Genomic DNA, 25,045 nt, shown 5'->3' with positions numbered 1-25,045 from the left:
CTCCCGTTTCATATTTTAGATTGTGTCTGGTAAGCGCTTTCTTAAAAACCTTGAATTTATTGTAGTAGGAAAGTATTTTCGATTGCAAGAATAATAAAAATTTTGACAAAATAAAAGGAATTTTGAGGTCTTGGCACGAATATAAGCAGAGAGATGTTTTGAAAGGATGAGAGAGATGGCACAAACAGAAGTCGTAATAGTCAGCGCTGTCCGGACAGCAATCGGCAGTTTTAATGGAAGCCTTAAAGATGTATCAGCACCAGAGCTTGGGGCGATTGCGATAAAAGGCGCTCTTGAAAAAGCAGGTGTAACATCGGACCAGATAGATGAAGTAATCCTGGGGAATGTCCTGCAGGTAGGTCTGGGCCAGAATCCGGCAAGGCAGGCTGCTCTTAAAGCGGGCCTTCCTGAAAGCGTTTCCGCGATGACGATTAATAAGGTCTGCGGTTCCGGGCTGAAGGCAGTTCATTTAGCTGCACAGGCCATATTAGCCGGTGATGCTGAAGCGGTGATTGCTGGCGGCATGGAGAATATGAGTCAGGCTCCTTACATACTGAAAAATGCAAGAAATGGATTTAAAATGGGAGATCAAAAGCTTATAGATTCGATGATATCAGACGGGCTCTGGTGTGCATTTAATGATTACCATATGGGAGTTACTGCTGAGAATCTCTGCTCGAAATACGAGCTGAGCCGGGAAGAACAGGACGAATTCGCCGCAGCCAGCCAGGAAAAGGCTGCAAAGGCAATTGAAGAAGGAAAATTCAAAGATGAAATCGTTCCTGTGAAAATTCCTCAGCGAAAAGGGGATCCGATTGTTTTTGATACAGATGAGTATCCGAAAAAAGGGACGACTGCTGAAAAGCTCGCAGGCCTGCGCCCGGCGTTTAAGAAAGACGGCAGCGTAACAGCCGGTAATGCTTCCGGGATAAATGACGGGGCTGCGGTATTGCTTGTTATGAGCAAAAAGAAAGCAGATGCACTCGGGCTTAAGTCTTTAGTGACGATTAAAGGAAATGCAAGTGCAGGTGTGGATCCAAGCATCATGGGCATTGGCCCTGTTGCTGCGGTAAAAAAAGCGCTTGAAAAGGCATCTGTTTCCATGGATGAATTGGAGCTTATTGAAGCAAACGAAGCATTTGCAGCCCAGTCGCTCGCAGTTGACAGGGAGCTTCGTTTTAACAAGGAGATTCTGAATGTCAATGGCGGGGCCATTGCGCTCGGACATCCAATCGGCGCAAGCGGTGCAAGAATTCTTGTAACTCTTATTCATGAGATGCAAAAAAGACAGGCGAAAAAAGGCCTTGCAACTCTATGCATCGGCGGTGGCCAGGGGGTAGCCACAGTGGTGGAGCTTGCATAGTAAATTTCGAAAATAAATGATTAGCAAAAAAAATTGAGTATTTCAATGAAAGGAGTGATTGAAGTGAAGAAAATTTGTACTTCCTTCAGTGAAGCGGTTCAGGAAATTCATGATGGCGCTGTCCTTATGGTTGGCGGCTTCGGTCTGTGCGGAATCCCTGAAAACCTTATTCTTGCTTTAGTTGATAAAGGGGTCAAGGACCTTACTGTCATTTCTAATAACTGCGGTGTTGATGATTGGGGACTTGGACTGCTTTTAAAAAATAAACAGATTAAGAAAATGGTCGGTTCTTATGTCGGCGAAAACAAAGAGTTTGAGAGACAGGTTCTTTCAGGCGAAATTGAAGTAGAGCTGCTTCCTCAAGGAACTCTGGCGGAAAAAATCCGTGCAGGCGGTGCCGGCATTCCTGCTTTTTATACGCCGGCAGGAGTAGGTACACCGATTGCAGAGGGGAAAGAAACCAAGGTTTTTGACGGCAAGGAATATCTCCTTGAAGAGGCACTGAAAGCAGACTTCAGCCTTGTAAGAGCATGGAAGGGCGATAAAATGGGCAATCTTGTATATCACAAAACTGCCCGGAACTTCAATCCGATGATTGCAGCAGCAGGCAAAGTGACGATTGCAGAAGTGGAGACACTTTATGGAATTGGTGAATTGGATCCGAACTATATTCATACGCCGAGCATCTATGTTCAGTCGCTGATTGAGGGAAAACAGGAAAAGCGCATTGAAAGACTGACTGTAAAGAAATAGATACTGACGGAAGGAGAGGGTCTCATGAGTAACGATAAAGCAGCAGTCCGCGAGAAAATTGCCAGACGTGCTGAGAAAGAAATAGAAAATGGCTTTTACGTGAATTTGGGAATCGGCATGCCGACATTGGTTGCAAACTATATTTCTGATAATAAAGAAGTAGTCCTTCAATCTGAAAATGGATTGCTGGGAATTGGACCATATCCTGCGGAAAGCGAAGTTGATCCGGATTTAATTAATGCAGGAAAAGAAACAGTTACCGCAATTTCGGGGGCCTCCTATTTTGATAGTGCTGAATCTTTTGCGATGATCAGGGGAGGCCATGTGGATATTGCCATTCTCGGCGGCATGGAGGTTTCTGAAAAAGGGGATCTGGCCAACTGGATGATTCCCGGGAAAATGATCAAGGGAATGGGCGGTGCAATGGATCTGGTTCATGGCGCCAATAAAATCATCGTCATCATGGACCACACCAATAAAAATGGCGATTCGAAAATCCTTAAAGAATGCAGCCTGCCTTTAACAGGAAAAAACGTCGTTGACCGCATTATAACTGAGCGGGCAGTCATCGATGTCACCGATTCTGGTTTGAAGCTTGTTGAAGTCGCTAAAGGCTTCACAATCGAGGACATAATCAATTCAACGGAACCTGAATTGCAAATTGATGAAAACGTTGTAACAGAAGCTTATTAATATCTTTTGAAAAGTACAGCTGCATGCTGTGCTTTTCATTATTTTTTACTTGTTTTTAATAAACTTTATTGTTTATATTTGCATACAAAGTTAACCAGTTGAGTTGATTGGAGCGGAGGGCGCTTGACTCCTGCGGGAGGAGAGGGAGTGAGAGACCCCACAGGCGAAGCCGAGGAGGCTCTCGTTCCTCCCCGCGGAAAGCAAGTGCCCACAGCGGAAATCAACGGGCAGCATTCAAAAGTGCAAACAACCTTATAAGAAATAGGCCTCTTAATAAGAGATCGAAAGAAAAGAGGAGAAAAAATGAGTTTTTCATTTAAAGGAATCGACCATATCCAGCTGGCAGCTCCAAAAGGCTGCGAGGATGCAGCCAGGAAATTTTACGGTGAACAGCTTGGACTGAAGGAAATTCCCAAGCCTGAAAATCTTCAGAAGCGCGGCGGCTGCTGGTTTATATGCGGAGATCAGGAAATCCATATCGGGGTGCAGGAAGGCTTCCTGCCGGCCAAAAAAGCCCACCCTGGATTTATTGTGGAAAACCTCGAAGACTTGAGAAGCAGTCTCCAAGAGCAGAAGATAGCTATAAAGGAAGAACCGCCAATAGAAGGAAGAAAGCGATTCTTTGCTGATGATCCATTCGGAAACAGAATTGAGTTCCTGGAGTATTTGTCGTAATAGCTATGCAGCCTGTTCCTTCATGAATAAAAAAATATGATATAATAAATGGCAAAATTAGTTGATGAGGGGATTTTATGAAAAAGAAAAAACATCATTCCCAGCCTAAAAAAGACGATAAGCCAGTCACGCTTGGCGACATGCTAAACCAGGACTTGATGGAGCAATTAAAAGGGAAAAAGCAGGAATTAAAAGCTGCTGAAGATAAACAGAAGGAAGAAGAAGAGCGCCGAAAAAAAGAGGAAAGAAGACTGCGCGAAAAAAATAAAAGCTTTGAAGAACTGCTTGGAGAAAGCAATCTTAACTGGAAAGAGTTCAAATAATAAGAAAAGCGGAAGGCGCCCGCTTATCGGCACGAGAGCCGATGGTGCCTGGAGCTAGACAGTTATCTAACTTCGGAAAATTACACATTCTTAACTTTCAAAAAGAAGGGGCTGACTTTTCCGTCAGCCCTTCTTTTCCATTATTACGAGCTATTTATTATCGATGCTGCTCATATTTGTTTAGCTTGGCAATGGATTGAATAATAGCCAATTCATCTTTATTCAGGGGATTAGCTCTTGCTGCTCTTGCATTTGCCCTAACTTGCGCTGCCATGCTGGCACCTGCCGTCACGGAAGCGACAGCGGGATCCGCAAGATTATACTGAAATGCTATCTCAGTCATGGAGCGCTCATCCGAAATTTTTTCCCTAATGCTGGTAAGTGTTTCTTTCAATTCAGCATAGCTGTAATCCAAATAGCCTTTCTCTTTAACTGACTCCGTAGCCTTATCCAGCATTTTGTCGCTGAGCAGTCCTTTAGCTAGCGGACCTCTTGTAACCGCGCTGATGCCTTTTTGATTTAGAAGCGGCAAAGCTTCTTCTTCCGGTCGCCGATCTAGAATGCTGTATTGCATCATGACTGAAATGATGGAGGACCTTGAAGCATATTCACGGATCACATTTGGACGGATGGAGGATATGCCATACTGTCGGATGTATCCTTCTTCCTTCAGTTCCTCAAATGCTTCAATGGTTTCATCAATAGGATCTTCAATCGTGCCACCATGAAGCTGATATAAATCAATATAGTCTGTGCCCAGCCTTTCTAAACTGTCCTTTACAGCTTCTTTGATGTGGCTTTTTGAGGGATCCCAGCTCCAGCCGTCTTTATTTTTATTCCAGCGGTTGCCGGCTTTGGTAGCAATGATCACCTGTTCGCGGACACTCTTTAAGGATTGTCCGACAAGCTTTTCATTTTCGCCAATGTCATATAAATCAGCTGTATCAAAATAATTGATTCCTTCTTCAAGGGCAGCTTCAATAATCTCCTGAGCCTGGGAAGGTCTGGTGCCAATTGACATGCAGCCCAGCCCGAGCTCGCTTACGTACAAGTCTGAGTTTCCAAGTCTTCTCTTTTTCAAGTACCCACCTCATTTGAGTGTTTTCTATAATTGTACATAAACAAATGAGGCATACTCAAATTTAGAGGCTTATCATTTTATATTGTTCTGAGATTCAACCCAGTCTTTTACAAGAACATACTGCCTGCTGTATTGTTTTAGTTTCTCCCGGACTTCCCAGGCTTTGCCGGTAAGAATAATTCCCCTATTGTGGACATACACCTTCATGCCATACTCCCCCTCATCAAGTATGATAAAATGTATGAGCAATCATTATCGGAATAGAACAGGAGTGACTGAAAACAATGAGCCGCCTAGAAGAAAAAACGATTAATACGGAAAAAATCTTCACTGGTAAAGTCATTAGTCTGCAGGTGGAAGATGTTGAGCTGCCGAATGGCAAAACATCGAAGCGGGAAATTATCAAACATCCCGGGGCAGTAGCTGTATTGGCAGTAACAGAAGACAATAAAATAGTGATGGTCGAACAATATAGAAAAGCGCTGGATAAGATTATTGCTGAAATCCCTGCCGGAAAGCTTGAAGCAGGAGAAGAACCCAGAGTTTGTGCAGAAAGGGAACTGGAAGAAGAAACGGGGTACGGCTGCACGGAAATGGAATGGCTGATATCATTCTACACTTCTCCTGGATTTGCCGATGAGCTGGTACATTTATATATAGCAAAGGGTCTTATGAAAATAGAAAATGCCGCTTCGCCTGATGAAGATGAATTTGTGAATCTTATGGAAGTAACGCTTGATGAAGCAATATCCCTGCTGAAGCAGCAAAGGATTTATGATGCGAAAACCGCTTATGCTATCCAATATCTGCAGCTGCAAGAGGCGCTGAAAAAATAGCATGAAGCGCTTTTTTGCTGATCTCCATATCCATATTGGACGTACGTTTACGGGAAAGCCTGTTAAAATAACAGGCGCTAAATCCCTAACCTTCACAAATATCATCAGGCATGCCCGAAATGAAAAAGGTCTTGATATCATCGGCATTATTGATTGTCATTCTCCTGAAGTCATACTTGAAATCGAGGATTTGTCCCAAAAAGGCCTTATAACTGAGCATAGGGACGGGGGACTTCAATATGGAGATTTAACAATTATACCCGGGTCAGAACTTGAAATATATGATGAATCCTGTAAAGGCCCCATTCATGTTCTTTGCTTCTTTCCGACCCTTTCAGCCATGAAGGTTTTCTCAACCTGGTTATCAGGACATTTAAAGAACATAACGTTAAGCTCACAGAGAATTTATGCCTCAGGCAGAATGCTTCAGGAGAAAGTGAAGGATCTGGATGGGCTTTTTATTCCTGCCCATGTTTTTACCCCATTTAAAAGTTTATTCGGGAAAGGAGTAGAGCGGTCGCTGTCAGAGGTTTTTGATCCTGGCTTAATTGATGCAATAGAGCTGGGGCTCAGTGCAGATACTAAGATGGCTGATCAAATAGCTGAACTTCACAGATATACCTTTTTAACAAACTCAGATGCCCATTCACTAAAAAAAATCGCGAGAGAATATCAAATCCTTGAAATGGAGTCACCAACATTTGCTGACCTGAAAAAGGCTTTGACTGGAAAAGAAAAAGGCAAGGTGAAAACCAATTTCGGGCTCGACCCGCTGCTTGGAAAATACCATCAGACTGTTTGCTCTGAATGTTTTGGCCCCTTCGATGATGCAAAGGGTAAATGCAGAAATTGCGGTCACCACAAATTTATCAAAGGCGTGGCTGACCGGATCTCTGAACTAAAATCATCTGGAGAATTGCTCTTTGTACGTCCTCCTTATATTCATCAGGTACCGCTTGAATTCATTCCAGGGTTAGGCCCAAAAATGCTGGAGAAGCTGCTGAATTATTTCGGCACTGAAATGGCCATTCTTCACGATGTTCCTTTATCAGAAATAAGCAAAGTAATCCCTGAGAAAACAGCCAGGCTTATTGGGAAGGCGCGTGAAGGAACATTAAACCTCAAGGCAGGGGGCGGGGGCAAGTACGGCAAAATTATGGATTCCTAAAAACATAGAGCTCATCAGGCTCTATGTTTTTTAGGTGCTTTAGCATAAATGCATGTATCCCTAAGCTCTTTTCCATCTGCGCTTAGACTGTCATTGATTAGTACTCCTTCAAGTGTGAATCCCAGCCTTTCGGGAATCCTTCGGCTGTTTATGTTTCTTGGATCACATCTAATTTCCACTCTATTCGCTTGAAAATGCTCAAAGGCAAATTTCGTCAAACCTTCGGCAGCTTCAGTAATATATCCTTTTTTCTGAAACCTCGAATCTCCCCAATAGCCTATTTCGAATTTGCGGACATCCCAATCTATACGATGCAGGCCAGTGGAGCCAATAAAAGCATCGTCTTCTTTCCTATAAATATGGATACGGAAATCTTCCCTAAGGATAAACTTGGCATAAGATTTGCGGATGCCAGCTTCAGCTTCATCCGCTGATTGTTCATTCTGTGCAAAAGGAAGCCATTTTTTAAGCTCTGCAGCTGAAGCTAATACAGCCTCATGCACTGTTTTTCCATCTCCGGGCAAGGCAGGTCTCATATAAAGTCTTTCGGTTTCAATCCTCTCTGGAAACTCATTTAAAATCGGATCCAACTGTTATTCCTCCTATGACAATTTAAATAATTTTGAAAATTATAGCGGAAATAACTGAAGTATTCAAGACTTTTTTTTCCATTGGGAATAATCCAATTCTTTGTCATACAAATCTGGGACAGGCATACAATTTAATATCCAATTTGTTTTGTCTTAGGGGGAAGAGCAAATGAAGAAAAAAATGTACCAGAACGCCGCAGCAGCCCACTTTCGCGAACATTCCTCAATCTATTTATTTGTTATTGTTTTATTCCTGATGGGTGTCATTTTTGGGGCTATCGTTGTAAATAGCTTAAGCTTTACCCAAAAAGAAGATTTATTTTATTATCTGTCGCAGTTTTTTGGCCAAGTATCAGATGGACATGTTGCAGCAGCAGATGAATTATTCAAACAGAGCTTTTTTCATAATACAAAATTTATAGGACTGATGTGGATTTTGGGAATCTCCATAATTGGACTGCCTGTCATTCTGATACTTCTATTTATGAAAGGGATGGTGGTTGGCTTTACAGTTGGTTTTCTAGTTAACCAAATGGGGTGGGAAGGATTTTTGCTTTCCTTCGTATCTGTCCTTCCCCAGAATCTGATCATCATACCTATATTTATTCTCGCTGCAACTCTTGCTGTTTCTTTCTCATTAAAAATGATAAGAAGACAATTTATGAAAAAAGTCGGACAGCCCATGATGCCTCTTTTTGGAAGATATATGATTGCTTTTGCTGTAGCCATTCTGTTTTTAATTGCTGCAGCCGGAGTGGAGGCGTTTATCTCGCCTGTCTTAATGAAGTCTGTTGTTAACTCAATCCAATCCTAATATATGAATGATTGCAAAAGGCAGAGCGAGCGGCTCTGCCTTTTGTTTGTACAGGAAAAGGGATAGAAACTAAAAAGATAGGGTACATATAAAGAGGTTTAAATATGTTTTGAAACATATTATAATAATTATTATATAAAAGTAATTTTTATCTGTTATTTATAATTATTTTATTTTGAATGTGATCTCATTTCTGTTATAATGAGAATGTTAGTGGCGAGGGAGGGACTTTCGGTATGGAAAGCAGAATTGAAAGAATAAAAAAACAGTTGCATTCATCCAGCTATAAACTAACACCACAGCGAGAGGCAACAGTTCGCGTCCTGTTAGAACACGAAGAGGATCATTTGAGTGCGGAAGATGTCTACCTCCTAGTAAAAGAGAAATCGCCTGAGATAGGCTTGGCAACTGTATATAGAACACTTGAATTGCTGACTGAACTAAAAATTGTCGATAAAATTAACTTTGGTGATGGAGTTTCCCGTTATGACCTGCGTCAGGAAGGGGCAGCACATTTTCACCACCATTTAGTCTGTATTGAGTGCGGAGCTGTTGATGAAATTCAGGAAGATTTGCTTGAAGACGTAGAGGAAGTGGTTGAACGCCGCTGGAACTTTAAAATAAAGGATCACCGCCTTACGTTTCATGGCATCTGCTACCGCTGTCAGGATAAACAGACAGACAATGAAACCGAAGCAGAAGAAAACTAATACTTATTGACAAAGCTTATTCTTACATTAGAATGGGCTTTTTATTTTGATTTAATTTATATAGTTTGCTTTTTTCAGCGGAAAAACAATAATCTAGAATAGCCTGGCTATAAAGGAAAGTGCCCTGAAGAAACGCCAATTATGCAGATTCAGGTATAATTCTTGTCCAAAATGGCATACCTTTTAATAATAGAAAGCTTCTAAATCTTTATTAGGCTGTTTTCGCAAGGTTTGTTGCTTTTTGTATAATGTTTACTGAGTTGATTGTAGCGGAAGGTGCGAGATCCTCGAAAATGCTGCCGCATTTCCTTCGTGCGGTGTTTATTCGAGGATGCTTATTCAAAGTCCTGCGGGAGTAGCGGGACAGGTGAGACCCCGCAGACGCGGAGCGTCGAGGAGGCTCACCGCCCGCCCCGCGGAAAGCTAGCAGCCTGGAGCGGAAATCAACGGACAACATTGATAGGCCAAAAACAACAATTTATACGAAAAGAGCCTTTTATTAAACGTTATGGAGGACCAAACAATGAAATCCTGGCTGAGTATGGCTTTTCAGACCATTAAAGTGTTTGTCATTTTTACAGGATGCACAATCCTTTTTTATTATGGTATTATGTGGTTAAACGAAGAATACCAGGATTATCACCGCTATGACGAACCACAGGGAGCGGCTGTTAAGGTGTCGGCGAGCGGAACAGATGAAGATAGGAGCTTGCTGGACCGGTTAATTCTTTTCTACTTAAATGGGGAGTAATGCAATCATATGGATGATCAGTTAAGAGACTTTATTCATTATTTACTTGTAGAAAAAGGCCTCGCCAAAAATACAATTGTATCTTATGAAAGAGATTTGAAAAGTTATCTGAAATATCTCAAGTCTGAAGAGAAGATTTCAAGCCTTGAGAGTGTGCAGCGTATGCAGATTGTCCAATTTCTCGGCTTTTTAAAAAAACAGGGCAAATCCTCAAAAACCCTGGCCCGGCATATAGCCTCCTTAAGAGCCTTTCACCAATTTCTGCTCCGCGAAAAAGCAGTTGGCCATGACCCTTCTGTCCATATAGAAACACCGCAAATGGAACGTTCACTTCCGAAAGTATTAAACATGCAGGAAGTGGAAACTTTATTGGATTTTCCAGAGATTAAGGATCACTTTGGTTTGCGCGATAAAGCCATGCTTGAACTTTTATATGCTACAGGTATACGCGTGAGTGAGCTGATAGGCCTGAACATAGGTGATGTCCATTTAACGATGGGCTTTGTAAGATGTATAGGCAAAGGAAACAAGGAACGGATTGTGCCTATTGGCAAAACAGCTTCTGAAGCGCTTGAAAGGTATTTAAGTGAAGGAAGAGGAAAGTTTGTTTCAAAAAAGCATAAAGATGAGGCGTTATTTTTAAATCATCACGGCAAACGTCTTTCAAGACAGGGATTTTGGAAAATATTGAAGCGGCTGGCTCAGGAGTCAGGGATCGAGAAGGAACTTACTCCACATACGCTGAGACATTCATTTGCTACTCATCTGCTTGAAAATGGTGCGGATTTGCGGGCTGTCCAGGAAATGCTTGGACATGCCGATATTTCCACCACGCAAATTTATACGCATGTAACCAAAACTCGCCTTAAAGATGTGTACAGCCAATATCATCCGCGTGCTTAAAGCATTATTTGAATAAGTAAATATAAATGTCATAAAGCTGCCATGAAAAATAGGCAGCTTTTTCTTGTCTTTTTACCTGTTTATTATGTAAAATATAGATGTCAGACTTCTGACAAATGAAAGGGCTATCTCTAAATGTTAATTAACTCCATGAATGTCCTTTTATACTGACTAGCTCCAGCGCCTCCCCCTCGAGGTGTCGGTGATGGCAAGGCGTTCAGCTTTTCTTTCAACAAGAGAATCAGTGTTAAATAAACCTAAAAAGGGTACTATACGAATATGATTTTTGTAACCGTATTCAAATAAGTAGGAGGTTTTCTTATGTCTGCATATACATATAAACGCGTTTTTTTAATCGTTATGGACTCAGTAGGAATTGGAGAAGCGCCTGATGCCGATAAGTTTGGTGATAAAGGCGCTGATACGTTTGGCCACATCGCAGAAAAAATGAATGGCCTGAAGATGCCGAATATGGGCAAACTCGGGCTCAGCAATATCCGAGAAATCAAAGGCATTGAAAAAGCGGAGAAGCCTATGGCATTTTATACAAAGATGCAGGAAGCTTCTAACGGAAAAGACACAATGACTGGACACTGGGAGATCATGGGCTTGAATATCCATACTCCTTTCCGGGTATTTCCGGACGGATTCCCGCAGGAATTGATTTCTGAACTTGAAGCCCGTACCGGGAGAAAAGTAATTGGCAATAAACCTGCGAGCGGAACGGAAATTCTAGTTGAACTCGGGGAAGAGCATATGAAAACCGGTGCTTTGATTGTTTATACATCAGCCGATTCAGTTCTGCAGATTGCGGCACATGAAGATATAATTCCGATCGAAGAACAGTATAAAATCTGTAAAATTGCACGCGAGCTGACGCTGGATGAAAAATATATGGTCGGCAGAGTGATTGCCAGACCATTTGTTGGCGGGCCGGGAAATTTCCAAAGAACATCAAACAGGCATGATTATGCGTTAAAGCCATTTGACCGCACGGTAATGAGCGAAATGGCAGACGTCGGGCTTGATGTTGTGGCAATTGGCAAAATCTCTGACATTTATGATGGAGAGGGAGTAACTGAAGCCATTCGCACAACTTCTAATATGGATGGAATGGATAAGATTATAGAAACATTTGATAAAGAGTTTACGGGCCTGAGCTTTTTGAATCTTGTTGACTTCGATGCATTGTTTGGGCATAGACGTGATCCAGAAGGCTATGGAAAAGCACTTGAAGATTTTGATGAGCGCCTGCCTGAAGTATTTGCAAAAATGCAGGACGGCGACCTATTAATGATCACTGCAGACCATGGCAATGACCCTGTACATCATGGTACAGATCATACACGAGAATATGTTCCTCTTCTTGTTTACTCAAAAGATATGGAGGAAGGGAAAGAGCTTCCAATTAGCGAAACCTTTGCAGATATTGGAGCAACAATCGCGGATAACTTTAATGTAAAGATGCCGGCTTTTGGCAAAAGCTTTTTAAATCAATTGAAGTAACGAAATAAAAAAGCAGATGAGGAGAATGACTATGGATTACAGCAAAATTCAAAATGCGGCTGAATTTCTTAAAAATAAATATACAGGGCAGCCAAAGATTGGGCTGATATTAGGGTCAGGACTTGGAGTACTGGCAGACGAGATCGAAGAACCGGTTAAAATCCCATACAACGAAATCCCTGATTTTCCTGTATCAACAGTAGAGGGCCATGCTGGACAGCTGGTATTCGGACGTTTGAACGGCATTGAAGTGGTTGCTATGCAAGGCCGTTTCCATTATTACGAAGGATACTCATTTGATAAGGTAACCTTTCCTGTAAGAGTTATGAACGAAATGGGTGTTGAGAAGCTTATTGTTACGAATGCAGCAGGCGGAGTGAATGAAACCTATTCACCTGGTGATCTCATGCTTATTTCAGACCATATCAACAATATGGGCAGCAATCCGCTTATTGGTCCTAATGATTCCCGCATGGGTCCGCGTTTTCCGGATATGTCAGAAGCATATTCCAAAGAATTAAGAAAGCTTGCCAGAGGAATAGCCGATAAGCTAAACCTGAAGATTCAGGAAGGAGTTTATGTCGGCAATACGGGGCCAACTTATGAAACTCCTGCAGAAATTCGCATGCTGAGAACAATGGGCGGAGATGCAGTCGGTATGTCAACTGTTCCAGAAGTCATTGTAGCACAGCATTCAGGAATGAATGTGCTTGGAATCTCCTGTATCTCAAATATGGCTGCAGGTATTCTGGATCAGCCGCTGAACCACGAAGAAGTAATCGAAACAACTGAGAAAGTCAAAGCCGATTTCCTTCGTTATGTGAAAGCAATCGTTAAAGAACTTGGTGTATAAGCAAAGACATTAAATGAAAGCAGTGGTGTTTGATGATGAGAATGGTGGATCTTATTGAAAAGAAAAGGGATGGCCTCGAGTTAACGACAGAAGAAATTCAGTTCGTCATTAAAGGATATACGGACGGTTCAATCCCGGACTATCAGATAAGTGCTTTAACAATGGCTATCTTTTTCCAGGGAATGACAGAGAATGAAAGAGCCGACTTGACTATGGCGATGGTAGAATCCGGTGATCAAATCGACTTATCAAAAATAGAAGGCATTAAAGTAGATAAACATTCAACTGGCGGTGTTGGCGATACAACAACACTGGTCCTGGGGCCGCTCGTAGCAGCAGTTGGTGTTCCGGTTGCCAAGATGTCAGGGCGGGGCCTCGGACATACAGGCGGAACAATCGACAAACTTGAGTCTGTAGAAGGTTTCCACGTGGAAATTGAAAATGATGAATTTATTAAGCTTGTTAATCAAAATAAAATTGCAGTAATTGGGCAGAGCGGCAATTTAACGCCAGCGGACAAAAAATTGTATGCACTGCGCGATGTTACAGCTACAGTCGACAGCATCCCTCTAATTGCAAGTTCGATTATGAGCAAAAAAATCGCTGCAGGTGCTGACGCCATTGTCCTTGATGTTAAAACAGGCGCTGGTGCATTTATGAAGACGCTTGACGATTCTCGTGAATTAGCGAGAGCGATGGTCCGAATCGGAAATAATGTTGGCAGAAATACAATGGCAGTTATCTCGGATATGAGCCAGCCGCTGGGGTATGCAATTGGAAATGCCCTTGAAGTAAAAGAAGCGATCGATACTTTAAAAGGAGAAGGTCCTGAAGATCTGACAGAACTTTGCCTGACCTTGGGCAGCCATATGGTTTTCTTGGCGAAAAAAGCGGATACATTGAAGGAAGCGCGCGAAAAGCTTGAGAACGCTATTAAAGACGGTTCCGCTTTAGAAACATTTAAAGTATTCCTAAGCTCTCAGGGCGGAGATGCTTCCGTTGTTGATGATCCGCAAAAATTGCCTCAGGCAAAATATACATTTGAATTAGAAGCTAAGCAGGATGGCTATGTATCTGAGATTGTTGCAGATGAAATTGGAACTGCAGCCATGCTTTTAGGAGCAGGAAGAGCTACAAAGGAATCAGAAATCGATCTCGCAGTCGGCCTTGTTTTAAGAAAGAAAATCGGCGACCGGGTAAGCAAAGGTGAATCTCTCGTAACCATCTGCAGCAATTTCGAAAATGTAGAAGAAGTAAGAAATATGCTTTATGAAAACATTACTATGTCGACTGAAAAAGTACCGGCTCCAGTATTGATTCATGAAGAAATAACTGAATAATATAGCAGCAAAAGCCGCCAGGACTTCATGTCTGGCGGCTTTTTGCTGTGGTGCTGTCTTTTCTTATTTTCTTTTTAGTCTGCCTTATCTGTATAAATTTTCTTTGAATGGAAAAAATGGAAGCTATAAAGAATGGAGGTATTGTGTGATGAAACGACTCGTCTCATTAATGTTAATAACATTATTAATGGCAACAATCTTTGTTCCTTCAGGATTTGCAAGAGAAAGCAGTGCAGATTTAACGGAAAATGTGAAATCCGCAATTCTTATCGAACGTGATACCGGATCGATATTGTATGAAAAAAATAGCGGTGAACAGCTTCCGCCTGCGAGTATGACTAAAGTAATGACAATGCTTTTAATCATGGAAGCTATAGATGAAGGAAAGCTGTCATGGGATGAGAAAATCCGGACAAGCGAGTATGCAGCATCCATGGGCGGTTCGCAAATCTTCCTCGAGCCAGGTGAAGAAATGACCACAAAGCAAATGCTGCAGGGAATCGCAATTGGTTCCGGAAACGATGCGTCCGTTGCAATGGCTGAGAGAATTGCCGGTTCTGAAGAAGCTTTTGTTGAAATGATGAATAACAAGGCAAAGGAATTAGGTCTTAAGAATACTAATTTCCAAAACCCCACAGGCCTGTCAGCTAAGGAACATTTCAGTACTGCACATGATATGGCAATAATGGCGAAAGAGCTTCTTAAATATGAAAAAATAACTGAGTTTACTGGCACATATGAAGCTTATCTTCGTGAGGACACAGATAAAAAATTCTGGCTTGTCAATACAAACCGCCTTGTGCGTTTTTATCCAGGAGTTGATGGGCTTAAAACAGGCTTTACTTCTGAAGCAAAATACTGTCTAACAGCAACAGCGGAGAAAGATGGCATGCGGGTGATAGCAGTTGTATTTGGCGCACCGACTTCGAAAGAACGCAATGCCCAGGTGACTAAAATGCTCGACTATGCATTCAGCCAATATAAGACACACCCAATGTATGAAAGAAATCACGTTCTTGGCAAAATTACAGTAAGCAAAGGGGAGAAGAAAATGGTTGAAGCCCTGACAAGCGAACCGATTTCCCTATTAACTAAAAAAGGTGAAAGCATTGAGGAAATTGAACAAAAAGTCACTTTAAATAAAAATATTAAGGCACCAGTCCAAAAGGGCGATCAAATTGGAACATTAACCTTGAAAAAGGATGGAAAAGTTTTAGTTGAAAGCCCTCTGGTAGCTAAAGAAGATAGTAAGGAAGCATCATGGTGGACCTTGTTTAAGAGATCAATGGGATTATTTTCAAAAGCTGAATAAATACCATTCCATTTTTGTCGAAAAGAACATTAATGTTAATTATTTTTAGCGAAAATGCACTAGTTTTGTCTCCAGGAAGGAAATGAAACTTCAGGCATCGAAATTGACTCACTATAAGGGCGGATACCGGAATTTTTTGAGATTCCGGCTTATCCTATCCGGAGGAAAAGCATGAAGCATTAGCGGCTTTTTCAGTTCCGGATACCAGATAAGGAGGCTAAGATAGTGAGTCTTAACATTAATTTGGAAGTGAAGCATGATGTCTTATGTATTCGTTTAAGCGGGGAGCTCGACCATCATTCGGCAGATGAGCTGCGTGAACAGGCAACAAGGGCGATTGAAGATCATGACATCCATCATATTATTTTGAACCTTGAGCATCTTTCTTTTATGGATAGTTCCGGGTTAGGAGTTATTTTGGGCAGGTACAAACAAATCAAACAAAAGCATGGTGAAATGGTTGTTTGTGCGATTTCTCCTGCAGTGCAGAGACTATTTGATATGTCGGGTTTATTTAAGATTATCCGTTTAGAACCGACAGAAGAAAATGCACTGCAAAGATTGGGGGTTGCCTAGAATTATGAAAAATGTGATGAACCTCGAATTTAGCGCACTTAGCCAAAATGAATCATTCGCTCGTGTCACTGTTGCTGCCTTTATTGCTCAGCTTGATCCGACGATGGATGAACTGACAGAGATTAAAACTGTCGTTTCCGAAGCTGTAACCAACTCCATTATTCACGGCTATGAAAATGATCCTAATGGGATTGTCTATATTTCTGTCCTGATTGAAGATGGATTCATTGATTTGACCATTAAGGATAAAGGCCTTGGAATTATGGATGTGGAGGAGGCCAGACAGCCGTTATTTACAACAAAACCTGAACTGGAAAGATCAGGGATGGGCTTTACCATCATGGAAAATTTCATGGACGAAATCGAAATCAAATCGCAGCCGGGAATAGGCACAGAGATCCGATTAAGGAAGCATTTATCAAATAGTAAAATGCTATGCAATTAAGGGAGTCTTGCTATGGATGTGGAGGTTAAAGCAGAGAAGGGCCAAACCTATTTAAAGGACAATGAAGTCAAGGAGCTTATAAAGCAAAGCCAAAGCGGAGATCAGGGTGCAAGAGACAAAATTGTTCAAAAAAATATGCGTCTTGTCTGGTCTGTCGTCCAGAGATTCTTGAATAGAGGATATGAACCGGATGACCTCTTCCAAATTGGCTGTATCGGCTTGTTGAAATCGGTTGATAAATTTGATCTCAGTTATGATGTGAAGTTTTCAACCTATGCGGTTCCAATGATTATCGGAGAAATCCAAAGATTCATCCGCGATGATGGAACGGTTAAGGTAAGCCGGTCATTGAAGGAAATGGGCAATAAAATCAGGAAGGCCAAAGATGAGCTATCAAAAACGCTTGGCCGCATCCCAACAGTTACAGAGCTTTCGGAGTTTCTGGAAATCTCTCCGGAAGATATTATCCTCGCCCAGGAAGCAAGCCGGATTCCTTCATCAATACATGAAACAGTGTATGAAAATGACGGAGATCCCATAACGCTGCTCGATCAGATAGATGATGGCAATGAAGGAAAATGGTTTGATAAGATAGCTCTAAAAGAAGCGATCCGCGAATTGGATGAGCGGGAAAGGCTGATAGTCTATTTGCGCTACTATAAAGATCAGACCCAATCCGAAGTGGCGGCAAGGCTTGGTATTTCCCAGGTTCAAGTATCGCGTCTTGAAAAAAAGATACTCCAGCAAATGAAAGACCGAATGGATATATAAATCCATCGGTCTTTCTTTTTTTCGTCTTCAAAATAACAAAGCCTAAAACTTTAAACTTCGAACCTAACTAGGTCCACGCACACTCAGCTTTTCTAAACAGCCAATTATTGGAGTTCATGAAGCTAATATATGTAACTCATACTAAATATAGACACAAAAGCGGAAACGCTCTAATAAAAATACCAAGTTCGATGAAAAGGAAAACACTTTGTGGGAAGTGAGCGTTATGGAGAAAACAGTTTATATTCGCTTGCGGCACCGTCTGCAAATACGGCCCAATCAGAAAATACTGCTTAAAGATGTCGCACAGGTCATTGCCGATGATGACATTTATGAAGAGCTTTGTGCACTTCCGCTTTATAAAGTAAACGAGCTTGACCGGAATATCGTCATAATTGATGTTATGAAGGTAATTCGCGCCATAACCCAATTATTTTCGAACCTGGAAGTTCAGTCGATCGGGCCCGCTCAAGCGATAGTCGAGGTGGTTACAAAAAAGCAAAAAGTATCATTCCCTCTTTTCCTGCTGGTTTGGCTGCTTCTGTTTATTGGTGCTGCCCTGGCTATTATGAATTTTCATGAAGACGTGAGCATGCAGGCTGTACAGCTTAGAATTTACACTCTCATAACTGGGGAAGTGGACAGCAAGCCCCTCATTTTTCAAATCCCCTATTCAATAGGCCTGGGGCTTGGCATGATCATATTTTTTAATCATGTTTTTAAGAAGCGGCTTAATGAAGAGCCTAGCCCATTGGAAGTGGAAATGTTCAATTATCAGCTGGATCTTGATAATTATGTTGCATTGAAAGAAAACAAGGAGAGTATGAAGCATCTTGATGACCATTAATGTTGTCCTGGTAATGATCATTGGATTTGCCGGGGGGCTCGCTGTTGGTTCAGGTTTTGTTGCCTTTCTGGCTGTTTTGGGCATTATCCCGAGGCTGACCCAGCTCACCAAAACGATGAAGATGATCCATCATTATGAAGCTGCAGTTGTTATGGGTGCTTTGGCAGGTGCACTGGCAACTTTATGGGATCCGGTGCTTCAGTTAACACCGCTGCTTTTAATCCCCCTCGGACTGGCTTCGGGAATATTTATTGGAATGCTTGCTGCAGCTTTAACTGAAGTTTTAAATGTTTTTCCAATCCTTGCGAAAAGAATCGGAGTGGATGGGAAAATTGCGATTTTATTGATGGCATTTGTATTTGGAAAGGTGTTTGGATCACTGTTTCAATGGATTTATTTTGTAAATAAATAAGCAATCGGCTGGGCATATTTAAAGAAAAATGAGGATTAGGAAAGGAAAAACCGCTATGGATGATCGGAGGCACGTTATTCTTATAACAGATGGAGACGATTTTGCGAGGAAGACAGTTGAGCTTGTTGCAAAGGAAATTGGAGGAAGATGTTTATCCTTGTCGCATGGAAACCCTTCAATCTTAACCGGTCAGCAAATCGTCAAGCTGATAAAAAAAGTCTCCCATGATCCTGTGCTGGTCATGTTTGATGACAGCGGGTATATCGGGGAGGGAGCTGGGGAGAATGCGCTTAAATATGTTGCGTGCCATAAGGATATCGATGTTCTGGGAATCATAGCTGTTGCCTCGAAAACAAGACAGGCCGAATGGACAAAAGTAGATGTATGTATTGATAATAATGGCGAATTAACCCCCTATGGAGTTGATAAGTTTGGAGTCCCCGAGATGGAAATAGGCAGAATCAATGGTGATACCGTTTATTGTCTTGATCAGCTGGATGTGCCAATAATCGTGGGAATTGGCGATATCGGAAAGATGTCTAAAAAAGATCATTATGATGCAGGTTCACCAATTACTATGAAGGCAGTAGAACTTGTATTGGAAAGGAGCGGCTATTATGGGACAAAGCAAGACGAAGGAAGATAAGACACCCATATTTGAATCCGTACATGAAATTGAAAAATATATGAAAAAAAGAGTCGGTCTGGGAGATAGCTTCGATCTGGGTGTCAGAAAGCTGACGATATTAAGGAAAGATGTACATTTCTATTATATTAATGGATTAACGGATACAAGTTTCATTATTGCCATCATTGAAGGACTGGTTGGGATCAATGACAGTGAAAAACTTTCCGCTAATCTATTTAAAATCATTGAAAACAGACTGAGGCATCAATCAATTGAGCACATTAAAACAATGGATGAGCTGGTCGATCAGGTGCTTTCAGGCCTAATTGTGGTTGTGGGCGAGGGAGAGGGAGAAGGGCTTGTCATCGATGTAAGAAGCTATCCCGGCAGAACTCCTCAGGAGCCGGATACTGAAAAAGTTGTCCGCGGATCAAGAGATGGCTATGTAGAAAATATTATAGTAAACACTGCCTTAACCCGCAGAAGAATTAGGGATGAAAGACTCCGGTTTGAAATCATGCGCGTAGGAGAAAGGTCTAAAACAGATGTTGCCATCGGTTATATTAAAGATGTTGCCAATAAAGATTTAGTTGATTTAATTAGAAAAGAAATAAAGGCAATTGAAATAGATGGAATTACCATGGCTGATAAAACAGTTGAAGAATTTATATTGAAACAGGGATACAATCCTTTCCCGCTGGTCCGGTATACGGAAAGGGCCGATGTGGCAGCAGCCCATTTGCTTGAGGGGCATGTTATTGTATTTGTTGATACTTCACCAAGTGTCATTATAACACCTACTACTTATTTTCATCATTTACAGCATGCGGAAGAATACAGGCAATCGCCAGCTGTCGGCACATTTCTCCGCTGGATTCGTTTCTTAGGCTTAATGGCATCGATTGTACTGCTTCCGCTTTGGTTTTTGTTCGTTTTGGAGCCTTCACTCCTGCCTGAAAGAATTGCGTTTGTCGGTCCTAATGAAGAAACGAATATTCCTGTCATTGTCCAGCTGTTCCTTGCCGATGTCGGGATTGAATTTCTAAGGATTGCCGCCATTCATACGCCAACTCCGCTTTCAACCGCAATGGGTTTGATAGCAGCAGCACTTATTGGGCAAATTGCTATTGATGTCGGTTTGTTTGTGCCAGAGGTCATCTTGTATGTAGCGCTCGCATCTATTGGAACATTTGCAACACCAAGCTATGAATTGAGTATTGCCAATAAAATTGTAAGACTTGGCCTGCTTATTGCTGTTGCGATTTTCCATACACCAGGCTTGGTGGTAGGGCTTACACTGACCATTCTTCTGCTTGCAAGCATCAAATCATTAAACACACCATATCTTTGGCCGTTTATTCCGTTCAGCCCAGTGGCTTTAACCCAAATCCTGATTCGCCGTTCCATGCCCGGTTCAAAGATCAGACCGAGCATCGTCCAGACTAAAAATCGTTATAAACAGCCTGTTAAATAAGAAATACGCGTAAAGCCGATTGCGGAAATACACGAAATATGGTAAAGTTTTTTTAATTAAATAAAGGATTAAAGGAAACAGAATAGACAGTCTCTTACGCAGCTGTCTATTTCTTTCATACTGATTAATCTCGGGGGCAGGGGCACCTGGACTGGCTCCTGCGGAAAAAGGAAGAGGGGGAACCATGTTTTTTCACGGCACCATGAAGGTAAATGAAAAAGGACATCTTGAAATTGGCGGTATGGACACAGTCGATCTTGCCGGTCAATTTGGAACACCTTTATATGTATATGATGTGGCATTAATAAGAGACCGGGCAAGGGGATTTAAGCAAACTTTCGATAAGCTTGGAATAAAAGCACAAGTGGCATATGCAAGCAAAGCTTTTTCTACAGTGGCGATGGTTCAGCTTGTTGATCAAGAAGGTCTTTCTTTGGATGTAGTTTCTGGAGGCGAGTTATACACAGCACTTGCTGCAGATTTTCCATCTGAAAGAATTCATTTTCACGGGAACAATAAAAGCAGAGAAGAATTGGAAATGGCTCTAAAGAATCATGTCGGCTGTATTGTTGTCGATAATTTTTATGAGCTGGAATTATTAGAGGAGATTTGCGAATCTCTTGCAGCCAGGACAAACATTTTACTGAGGGTTACACCTGGAATTGAAGCCCATACCCATGACTATATCTTGACTGGCCAGGAAGATTCAAAATTTGGATTTGACCTTCAGAATGGACAGGCGGAAACGGCTTTACAAAAAGCGCTGAATTCAAGCTGGATCGAAACGCTTGGACTTCATTGTCATATCGGTTCTCAGATTTTCGATACAACAGGATTCATTTTGGCTGCCAAGAAAATTTTTGAAAAGATGGCAGAATGGAAAGAAAAGCATGCTTATGAACCTAAAGTGCTTAACTTAGGCGGAGGTTTTGGAATACGCTATACAGAAGATGATGAACCGATTCATGCATCTCAATATGTTGAAGAAATCATTGGGGAAGTTAAGAAACAGGCTGAACATTATTCAATGAAGATGCCGGAAATTTGGATTGAGCCGGGCCGGTCCCTTGTGGGAGATGCAGGGACAACTTTATACCAGACGGGATCACGCAAAGAGGTTCCAAATGTAAGAAATTATCTGGCTGTGGACGGCGGCATGAGTGACAATATCAGGCCGGCTCTTTATCAGGCTAAGTATGAGGCGGTATTGGCAAACCGGGTATTGGATAAACCGGAAGAGACAGTATCAATTGCCGGTAAATGCTGTGAATCAGGCGATATGCTTATTTGGGATTTGCCCCTTCCAAAAGCAGGGGATCAAGACCTCCTGGCCGTTTTCTGCACCGGCGCATACGGCTATTCCATGGCAAACAACTATAACCGAATCCCAAGGCCGCCTGTAGTTTTTATTGAAAATGGAGAGGCTAAGCTGGTTGTTAAAAGAGAAACATACGAGGATATTTTAAGATTAGATCTGCCGATTAATGAAAAAATAAAAAATTAAGCTGCCCGCCAAGGCAGCTTAATTTTTTAAGAAAAGAAGGCTTTAACAGCGTCTATTACACTCACAAAAAAGCGCTTTAAACTTTCTAAAAATCCTTGACCTTCCTCACTTTCAAGGTACTTGGAAATTTTGTCTTTTGCCTGGTTAAGCTGCTCGCCGACCTGATTCCAGTCGATATCAAGCTCTTTCAGCTTATTGAATAAATCTATTAAGCTTAAAATCTCCTGTTCAGTCAGAGTGATGCCAAGTTCCTTTGCGGCATTTTCAATAATGGTTCTTAGTTCTGCATCGGTTTCAGGTGAATTTTTGGCAATTTCCTCTTTAATTTTGGCAATTAAAGCAGCAGCATTCTCGTTTCCGACCGAATCGCCAAGCTTAGCTGTTTCAACCATTTCTTCATTGGCTGCCTGTTTGACTTCTTCTGGTATTGTTTTTTCGGCTGAGATTTCATATGCCTTGATGATGCCTGTTAAGGCAGCTGTTCCGGAAACATTCGCAGGAGCTGTTATATAGATTTTCGCATCTTTTACACCTGCAGTAATCAAGGCATTTATATACATTTCATCTGTTACCCAGTTGATATTTTTTGTCTCAACTTCAAGTCCGGAGCCTTGTTTTGCTATTGTGACGGCTGAAGAAGATATCGCTCTCGTGCCTATTAAAGCTTTAGAGATATAATTGCCAAGATATTTATGTTCTTCTTCATTTGAAACAGTAATGATGGTGGCATCTTTCGGAGCTTTCATTTCAGCCAGAAGCATGTTTTTTTGTTCTTCTGACAGATTCTCTCCTAGAGTGACAATTACGTCACCTTCTGCCATATCGGCAAATGCCTGTATTGGCATAATAAATAATAGCGAAATCATGAACAGTGCAAGCATTTTATTCCATTTCATGCGGTTTCCTCCCGGAGCAAAAATAGGTAAGCCATGTATGACAAGTCTGCCTTAATTATAATGGCTTCCTGTAAATAGACGATTCTTATGCGAAAAAGTTTCAATTCTTCTTTAACTGAAAGATTAGCTCAAAATGCCTATTTCAGCAAGCAGAATGGAATTATCAGAAAGAATAGTGTAAAATGAATGATAGTTTGTGAGTCATAGGATTTATATAAATGGGGGCAGTAAGGAATCATGAAAAAAAGCAATTGGCTTCTTTTTATTTTATTGCTTGTCTTAAGCATCGGGTGGGGACTGGTTTACTGGTTTTTTATAGTTTAGAGCCGCCTTATATCAAAAAAAGGCGTTAAGGCAATGAATTAGCCGGTTTTTATTCGAAAATAGCAACATTCAGCTTGAATACATATACTGTTATGGTAAGTTTACAAATATTAAAAAATGGGAAAAATAGTTTATGATGTTTTTATTCAAATAATGAGGGATTAATATGCTAATTCGATATAAAAAATCATTTGAAAAAATTGCAATGGGTCTTTTATCTTTCATGCCTAATGAAAAAGACTTGAAAAGGCTGCAGCAGACGATGAAGCAATATGAATCAGAAGAAAATAGGCAGCTGTTTTTGTGGAAGGAAGGCGAAGATATTATTGGGCTGGTTGGTGTTACATCAAGTGATCAGACCATGGAGATTCAGCATATCTCTGTTAACCCGTCACACCGGCATCAAGGGATAGGCAAAACAATGATAAAAGCATTGGATGAACTATACCCTAGCAAAACGTTAACTGCAACTGATGAAACGGAATCTTTTCTGAACAAATGTGATATCAATAATGAAAATAAAGAAAAAGGCAGCGAATAATCATTATTCCTGCCTTTTTTTCTGATTCAGAGCCTCCAGTCTCTCTTTAATGACCATTGTTCTATCTCTTCTTTTATGGCGGTGAACAATTTCTTTATCCAGTAGAATGCTATCAGAGCACCAGGCAAATCCCCTGGAGGAGCAAATATTCCTGCATTTTTCCTTAAGCAAGTGGTCTGTAATTGGCAAATTAACGCTCGTATACTTTCCACCTTTTTGTATCAGATCGAGCCTTTCTTTAAGGTCTTTCATCAATTGATCTGCATTAAGTCCCAATGCCGTCAAATCTGCAGGTCTGCACTCCAATATGCCGATTCCTTTGCGGAGAGTACGTTCGGCACCATTATTATTTTCTCTGCGATGATGATAAAAAGAAACTGCCATGAGAATTAACCCTACCCATGTAGAACTTTTATTGTTTCGATCCATATTCTTCCAGTATTCCTCCAGTATTTCGTGACATTCAAAATAATCCCGGTCACCATGAAAATGGACCATGAACTCGATATATTCATCAGGATACATACTTTCACTCCTTGATAATTCTTTCTTTATTTTAACATAGGAGAAGCGGTTATCAGAAAAATAAAAACCCGGCGATTTAACCGGGTTTTTACAGGGGATGAATTTGAACACGTATATTTTGGCGCTGCTGGCTGGTTTCTGAGAGGCCATCCTTTTTCAGGTCCAGCCAGCAAAGTGCCGAATTTGTTATTTGCTGTATTAAACGCAACAATTTAGAAACACCAGGAAGCTCCTACAATAATTAATAGGATGAACAGCACTACAATTAAAGCAAACCCGGTTCCGCAATCTCCAAATCCAGAATTAGACATATAAAATACCTCCTGTATCTTTATTTCCATACATCGTATGTAGGCAATTGCCTGAATGATTGGGCGCATCAAAAAGTTCGAAATGAATTTGGGGGCATTACGGACATCAGGGTTATTTTT

The 25,045-nt window shown here is 41.3% G+C and carries 30 protein-coding genes; 24 read left to right on the top strand and 6 right to left on the bottom strand.

Translation table 11 applies throughout. The features are described from left to right. Window positions 1–175: 175 nt before the first annotated feature. From IRB79_RS21205 to IRB79_RS21185, 5 genes are all read left to right on the top strand, one after another. A complete protein-coding gene (locus IRB79_RS21205) occupies window positions 176–1,363 on the top strand; it encodes an acetyl-CoA C-acetyltransferase (protein WP_243504744.1) in 1,188 nt (395 codons plus the stop codon). 63 nt (window positions 1,364–1,426) lie between these two features. Continuing rightward, entirely contained in the window at window positions 1,427–2,116 is a 690-nt protein-coding gene (locus IRB79_RS21200) for a CoA transferase subunit A (RefSeq protein WP_243504742.1), read from the top strand. A gap of 24 nt (window positions 2,117–2,140) precedes the next feature. Continuing rightward, window positions 2,141–2,809: a CoA transferase subunit B gene (locus IRB79_RS21195; RefSeq protein WP_243504739.1), complete on the top strand. Its 669-nt coding sequence runs from the start codon at window positions 2,141–2,143 to the stop codon at window positions 2,807–2,809. 303 nt (window positions 2,810–3,112) lie between these two features. After that, the gene (locus IRB79_RS21190) at window positions 3,113–3,484 is read left to right on the top strand and encodes a VOC family protein (protein WP_243504736.1); all 372 of its coding nucleotides are present in this window, start codon (window positions 3,113–3,115) and stop codon (window positions 3,482–3,484) included. Window positions 3,485–3,561: 77 nt separating this feature from the next. Next, window positions 3,562–3,807, top strand: a complete 246-nt coding sequence (locus IRB79_RS21185; RefSeq protein WP_243504733.1) for a YqkE family protein — start codon at window positions 3,562–3,564, stop codon at window positions 3,805–3,807. Window positions 3,808–3,964: 157 nt separating this feature from the next. Here the strand turns inward: IRB79_RS21185 and IRB79_RS21180 are convergent, their stop codons facing one another. Further along, window positions 3,965–4,888, bottom strand: coding sequence for an aldo/keto reductase (locus IRB79_RS21180; RefSeq protein WP_243504731.1), 924 nt, complete (start codon window positions 4,886–4,888; stop codon window positions 3,965–3,967). 72 nt (window positions 4,889–4,960) lie between these two features. After that, on the bottom strand, window positions 4,961–5,095 hold the full coding sequence (gene mciZ, locus IRB79_RS21175) for a Z-ring formation inhibitor MciZ (protein WP_206838359.1): 135 nt from the start codon (window positions 5,093–5,095) through the stop codon (window positions 4,961–4,963). A 77-nt stretch (window positions 5,096–5,172) separates the two neighbouring features. On the opposite strand from mciZ, the gene IRB79_RS21170 reads away from it, so the two are divergent. Both IRB79_RS21170 and IRB79_RS21165 read left to right on the top strand, forming a co-directional pair. Beyond that, window positions 5,173–5,724 (top strand): NUDIX hydrolase, encoded by a 552-nt coding sequence (locus tag IRB79_RS21170; RefSeq protein WP_221878266.1) that lies wholly within the window; start codon window positions 5,173–5,175, stop codon window positions 5,722–5,724. A gap of 1 nt (window position 5,725) precedes the next feature. Beyond that, a complete protein-coding gene (locus IRB79_RS21165) occupies window positions 5,726–6,892 on the top strand; it encodes an endonuclease Q family protein (protein ID WP_243504729.1) in 1,167 nt (388 codons plus the stop codon). 14 nt (window positions 6,893–6,906) lie between these two features. On the opposite strand, the gene IRB79_RS21160 is transcribed toward IRB79_RS21165, so the two are convergent. Continuing rightward, the gene (locus tag IRB79_RS21160; protein WP_243504727.1) at window positions 6,907–7,482 is read right to left on the bottom strand and encodes a GNAT family N-acetyltransferase; all 576 of its coding nucleotides are present in this window, start codon (window positions 7,480–7,482) and stop codon (window positions 6,907–6,909) included. A gap of 169 nt (window positions 7,483–7,651) precedes the next feature. On the opposite strand from IRB79_RS21160, the gene spoIIM reads away from it, so the two are divergent. The 16 genes from spoIIM (at window position 7,652) to lysA (ending at window position 22,328) form a co-directional block, all read left to right on the top strand. Continuing rightward, window positions 7,652–8,296, top strand: coding sequence for a stage II sporulation protein M (spoIIM, locus tag IRB79_RS21155; protein ID WP_243504725.1), 645 nt, complete (start codon window positions 7,652–7,654; stop codon window positions 8,294–8,296). Between the two features lie 236 nt (window positions 8,297–8,532). Beyond that, window positions 8,533–9,006 (top strand): ferric iron uptake transcriptional regulator, encoded by a 474-nt coding sequence (locus IRB79_RS21150; protein WP_113884459.1) that lies wholly within the window; start codon window positions 8,533–8,535, stop codon window positions 9,004–9,006. A 523-nt stretch (window positions 9,007–9,529) separates the two neighbouring features. Next, window positions 9,530–9,757 (top strand): YqzK family protein, encoded by a 228-nt coding sequence (locus tag IRB79_RS21145; protein ID WP_009332831.1) that lies wholly within the window; start codon window positions 9,530–9,532, stop codon window positions 9,755–9,757. A gap of 9 nt (window positions 9,758–9,766) precedes the next feature. Continuing rightward, window positions 9,767–10,660, top strand: coding sequence for a site-specific tyrosine recombinase XerD (xerD, locus tag IRB79_RS21140; protein WP_243504723.1), 894 nt, complete (start codon window positions 9,767–9,769; stop codon window positions 10,658–10,660). Between the two features lie 321 nt (window positions 10,661–10,981). Beyond that, the gene (gene deoB, locus IRB79_RS21135) at window positions 10,982–12,166 is read left to right on the top strand and encodes a phosphopentomutase (protein ID WP_243504721.1); all 1,185 of its coding nucleotides are present in this window, start codon (window positions 10,982–10,984) and stop codon (window positions 12,164–12,166) included. A 31-nt stretch (window positions 12,167–12,197) separates the two neighbouring features. Beyond that, entirely contained in the window at window positions 12,198–13,019 is an 822-nt protein-coding gene (locus IRB79_RS21130; RefSeq protein WP_243504719.1) for a purine-nucleoside phosphorylase, read from the top strand. 35 nt (window positions 13,020–13,054) lie between these two features. Next, window positions 13,055–14,359, top strand: coding sequence for a pyrimidine-nucleoside phosphorylase (locus IRB79_RS21125; protein ID WP_243509600.1), 1,305 nt, complete (start codon window positions 13,055–13,057; stop codon window positions 14,357–14,359). Window positions 14,360–14,507: 148 nt separating this feature from the next. Then, complete coding sequence (locus IRB79_RS21120; protein ID WP_243509598.1) at window positions 14,508–15,671, top strand: D-alanyl-D-alanine carboxypeptidase family protein; 1,164 nt, start codon at window positions 14,508–14,510, stop codon at window positions 15,669–15,671. A 225-nt stretch (window positions 15,672–15,896) separates the two neighbouring features. After that, a complete protein-coding gene (gene spoIIAA / locus IRB79_RS21115) occupies window positions 15,897–16,247 on the top strand; it encodes an anti-sigma F factor antagonist (RefSeq protein ID WP_110064298.1) in 351 nt (116 codons plus the stop codon). 4 nt (window positions 16,248–16,251) lie between these two features. Further along, on the top strand, window positions 16,252–16,692 hold the full coding sequence (gene spoIIAB / locus IRB79_RS21110; protein ID WP_009332824.1) for an anti-sigma F factor: 441 nt from the start codon (window positions 16,252–16,254) through the stop codon (window positions 16,690–16,692). A 12-nt stretch (window positions 16,693–16,704) separates the two neighbouring features. Then, window positions 16,705–17,463: an RNA polymerase sporulation sigma factor SigF gene (sigF, locus tag IRB79_RS21105; protein WP_009332823.1), complete on the top strand. Its 759-nt coding sequence runs from the start codon at window positions 16,705–16,707 to the stop codon at window positions 17,461–17,463. A gap of 226 nt (window positions 17,464–17,689) precedes the next feature. After that, window positions 17,690–18,310 carry a stage V sporulation protein AA gene (locus IRB79_RS21100; RefSeq protein WP_243504717.1) on the top strand — a complete coding sequence of 207 codons (621 nt, stop codon included), beginning with the start codon at window positions 17,690–17,692 and terminating at the stop codon, window positions 18,308–18,310. Beyond that, window positions 18,300–18,722, top strand: coding sequence for a stage V sporulation protein AB (locus IRB79_RS21095; protein ID WP_113884466.1), 423 nt, complete (start codon window positions 18,300–18,302; stop codon window positions 18,720–18,722). The genes IRB79_RS21100 and IRB79_RS21095 overlap by 11 nt, the downstream gene beginning before the upstream one ends. A 55-nt stretch (window positions 18,723–18,777) precedes the next feature. Next, on the top strand, window positions 18,778–19,368 hold the full coding sequence (locus IRB79_RS21090) for a stage V sporulation protein SpoVABEA (RefSeq protein ID WP_243504715.1): 591 nt from the start codon (window positions 18,778–18,780) through the stop codon (window positions 19,366–19,368). Next, a complete protein-coding gene (locus tag IRB79_RS21085; RefSeq protein ID WP_243504713.1) occupies window positions 19,340–20,824 on the top strand; it encodes a spore germination protein in 1,485 nt (494 codons plus the stop codon). Before IRB79_RS21090 ends, IRB79_RS21085 begins: the two co-directional genes overlap by 29 nt. 184 nt (window positions 20,825–21,008) lie before the next feature. Then, window positions 21,009–22,328 carry a diaminopimelate decarboxylase gene (lysA, locus tag IRB79_RS21080; RefSeq protein ID WP_243504711.1) on the top strand — a complete coding sequence of 440 codons (1,320 nt, stop codon included), beginning with the start codon at window positions 21,009–21,011 and terminating at the stop codon, window positions 22,326–22,328. A 26-nt stretch (window positions 22,329–22,354) separates the two neighbouring features. On the opposite strand, the gene IRB79_RS21075 is transcribed toward lysA, so the two are convergent. Further along, the gene (locus IRB79_RS21075; protein WP_243504709.1) at window positions 22,355–23,224 is read right to left on the bottom strand and encodes a DUF1002 domain-containing protein; all 870 of its coding nucleotides are present in this window, start codon (window positions 23,222–23,224) and stop codon (window positions 22,355–22,357) included. A gap of 490 nt (window positions 23,225–23,714) precedes the next feature. On the opposite strand from IRB79_RS21075, the gene IRB79_RS21070 reads away from it, so the two are divergent. Then, on the top strand, window positions 23,715–24,089 hold the full coding sequence (locus tag IRB79_RS21070; RefSeq protein WP_243504707.1) for a GNAT family N-acetyltransferase: 375 nt from the start codon (window positions 23,715–23,717) through the stop codon (window positions 24,087–24,089). A 3-nt stretch (window positions 24,090–24,092) separates the two neighbouring features. Here the strand turns inward: IRB79_RS21070 and IRB79_RS21065 are convergent, their stop codons facing one another. Next, entirely contained in the window at window positions 24,093–24,614 is a 522-nt protein-coding gene (locus IRB79_RS21065) for a DUF309 domain-containing protein (protein ID WP_243504705.1), read from the bottom strand. Between the two features lie 212 nt (window positions 24,615–24,826). Further along, entirely contained in the window at window positions 24,827–24,925 is a 99-nt protein-coding gene (locus IRB79_RS21060) for a YjcZ family sporulation protein (RefSeq protein WP_019380349.1), read from the bottom strand. Window positions 24,926–25,045: the final 120 nt, after the last annotated feature.

This window comes from Cytobacillus oceanisediminis, assembly GCF_022811925.1.
Taxonomy (GTDB): Bacteria; Bacillota; Bacilli; order Bacillales; family Cytobacillaceae; genus Cytobacillus; species Cytobacillus oceanisediminis_D.
This window is presented reverse-complemented; position numbering and strand designations above follow the sequence as displayed.

Excerpts from the sequence above, each read along its gene's own strand:
- IRB79_RS21145 (WP_009332831.1), top strand. The coding sequence starts at position 9,530 with ATGAAATCCTGGCTGAGTATGGCTTTTCAGACCATTAAAGTGTTTGTC.
- IRB79_RS21170 (WP_221878266.1), top strand. The coding sequence starts at position 5,173 with ATGAGCCGCCTAGAAGAAAAAACGATTAATACGGAAAAAATCTTCACT.
- spoIIAB (WP_009332824.1), top strand. The coding sequence starts at position 16,252 with ATGAAAAATGTGATGAACCTCGAATTTAGCGCACTTAGCCAAAATGAA.
- IRB79_RS21125 (WP_243509600.1), top strand. The coding sequence starts at position 13,055 with ATGAGAATGGTGGATCTTATTGAAAAGAAAAGGGATGGCCTCGAGTTA.
- IRB79_RS21085 (WP_243504713.1), top strand. The coding sequence starts at position 19,340 with ATGGGACAAAGCAAGACGAAGGAAGATAAGACACCCATATTTGAATCC.
- IRB79_RS21090 (WP_243504715.1), top strand. The coding sequence starts at position 18,778 with ATGGATGATCGGAGGCACGTTATTCTTATAACAGATGGAGACGATTTT.
- deoB (WP_243504721.1), top strand. The coding sequence starts at position 10,982 with ATGTCTGCATATACATATAAACGCGTTTTTTTAATCGTTATGGACTCA.
- mciZ (WP_206838359.1), bottom strand. The coding sequence starts at position 5,095 with ATGAAGGTGTATGTCCACAATAGGGGAATTATTCTTACCGGCAAAGCC.
- IRB79_RS21095 (WP_113884466.1), top strand. The coding sequence starts at position 18,300 with ATGACCATTAATGTTGTCCTGGTAATGATCATTGGATTTGCCGGGGGG.
- IRB79_RS21060 (WP_019380349.1), bottom strand. The coding sequence starts at position 24,925 with ATGTCTAATTCTGGATTTGGAGATTGCGGAACCGGGTTTGCTTTAATT.
- IRB79_RS21185 (WP_243504733.1), top strand. The coding sequence starts at position 3,562 with ATGAAAAAGAAAAAACATCATTCCCAGCCTAAAAAAGACGATAAGCCA.
- xerD (WP_243504723.1), top strand. The coding sequence starts at position 9,767 with ATGGATGATCAGTTAAGAGACTTTATTCATTATTTACTTGTAGAAAAA.
- IRB79_RS21070 (WP_243504707.1), top strand. The coding sequence starts at position 23,715 with ATGCTAATTCGATATAAAAAATCATTTGAAAAAATTGCAATGGGTCTT.
- IRB79_RS21100 (WP_243504717.1), top strand. The coding sequence starts at position 17,690 with ATGGAGAAAACAGTTTATATTCGCTTGCGGCACCGTCTGCAAATACGG.
- IRB79_RS21190 (WP_243504736.1), top strand. The coding sequence starts at position 3,113 with ATGAGTTTTTCATTTAAAGGAATCGACCATATCCAGCTGGCAGCTCCA.
- IRB79_RS21205 (WP_243504744.1), top strand. The coding sequence starts at position 176 with ATGGCACAAACAGAAGTCGTAATAGTCAGCGCTGTCCGGACAGCAATC.
- IRB79_RS21195 (WP_243504739.1), top strand. The coding sequence starts at position 2,141 with ATGAGTAACGATAAAGCAGCAGTCCGCGAGAAAATTGCCAGACGTGCT.
- lysA (WP_243504711.1), top strand. The coding sequence starts at position 21,009 with ATGTTTTTTCACGGCACCATGAAGGTAAATGAAAAAGGACATCTTGAA.
- IRB79_RS21120 (WP_243509598.1), top strand. The coding sequence starts at position 14,508 with ATGAAACGACTCGTCTCATTAATGTTAATAACATTATTAATGGCAACA.
- IRB79_RS21130 (WP_243504719.1), top strand. The coding sequence starts at position 12,198 with ATGGATTACAGCAAAATTCAAAATGCGGCTGAATTTCTTAAAAATAAA.
- spoIIM (WP_243504725.1), top strand. The coding sequence starts at position 7,652 with ATGAAGAAAAAAATGTACCAGAACGCCGCAGCAGCCCACTTTCGCGAA.
- sigF (WP_009332823.1), top strand. The coding sequence starts at position 16,705 with ATGGATGTGGAGGTTAAAGCAGAGAAGGGCCAAACCTATTTAAAGGAC.
- IRB79_RS21075 (WP_243504709.1), bottom strand. The coding sequence starts at position 23,224 with ATGAAATGGAATAAAATGCTTGCACTGTTCATGATTTCGCTATTATTT.
- IRB79_RS21150 (WP_113884459.1), top strand. The coding sequence starts at position 8,533 with ATGGAAAGCAGAATTGAAAGAATAAAAAAACAGTTGCATTCATCCAGC.
- IRB79_RS21165 (WP_243504729.1), top strand. The coding sequence starts at position 5,726 with ATGAAGCGCTTTTTTGCTGATCTCCATATCCATATTGGACGTACGTTT.
- IRB79_RS21065 (WP_243504705.1), bottom strand. The coding sequence starts at position 24,614 with ATGTATCCTGATGAATATATCGAGTTCATGGTCCATTTTCATGGTGAC.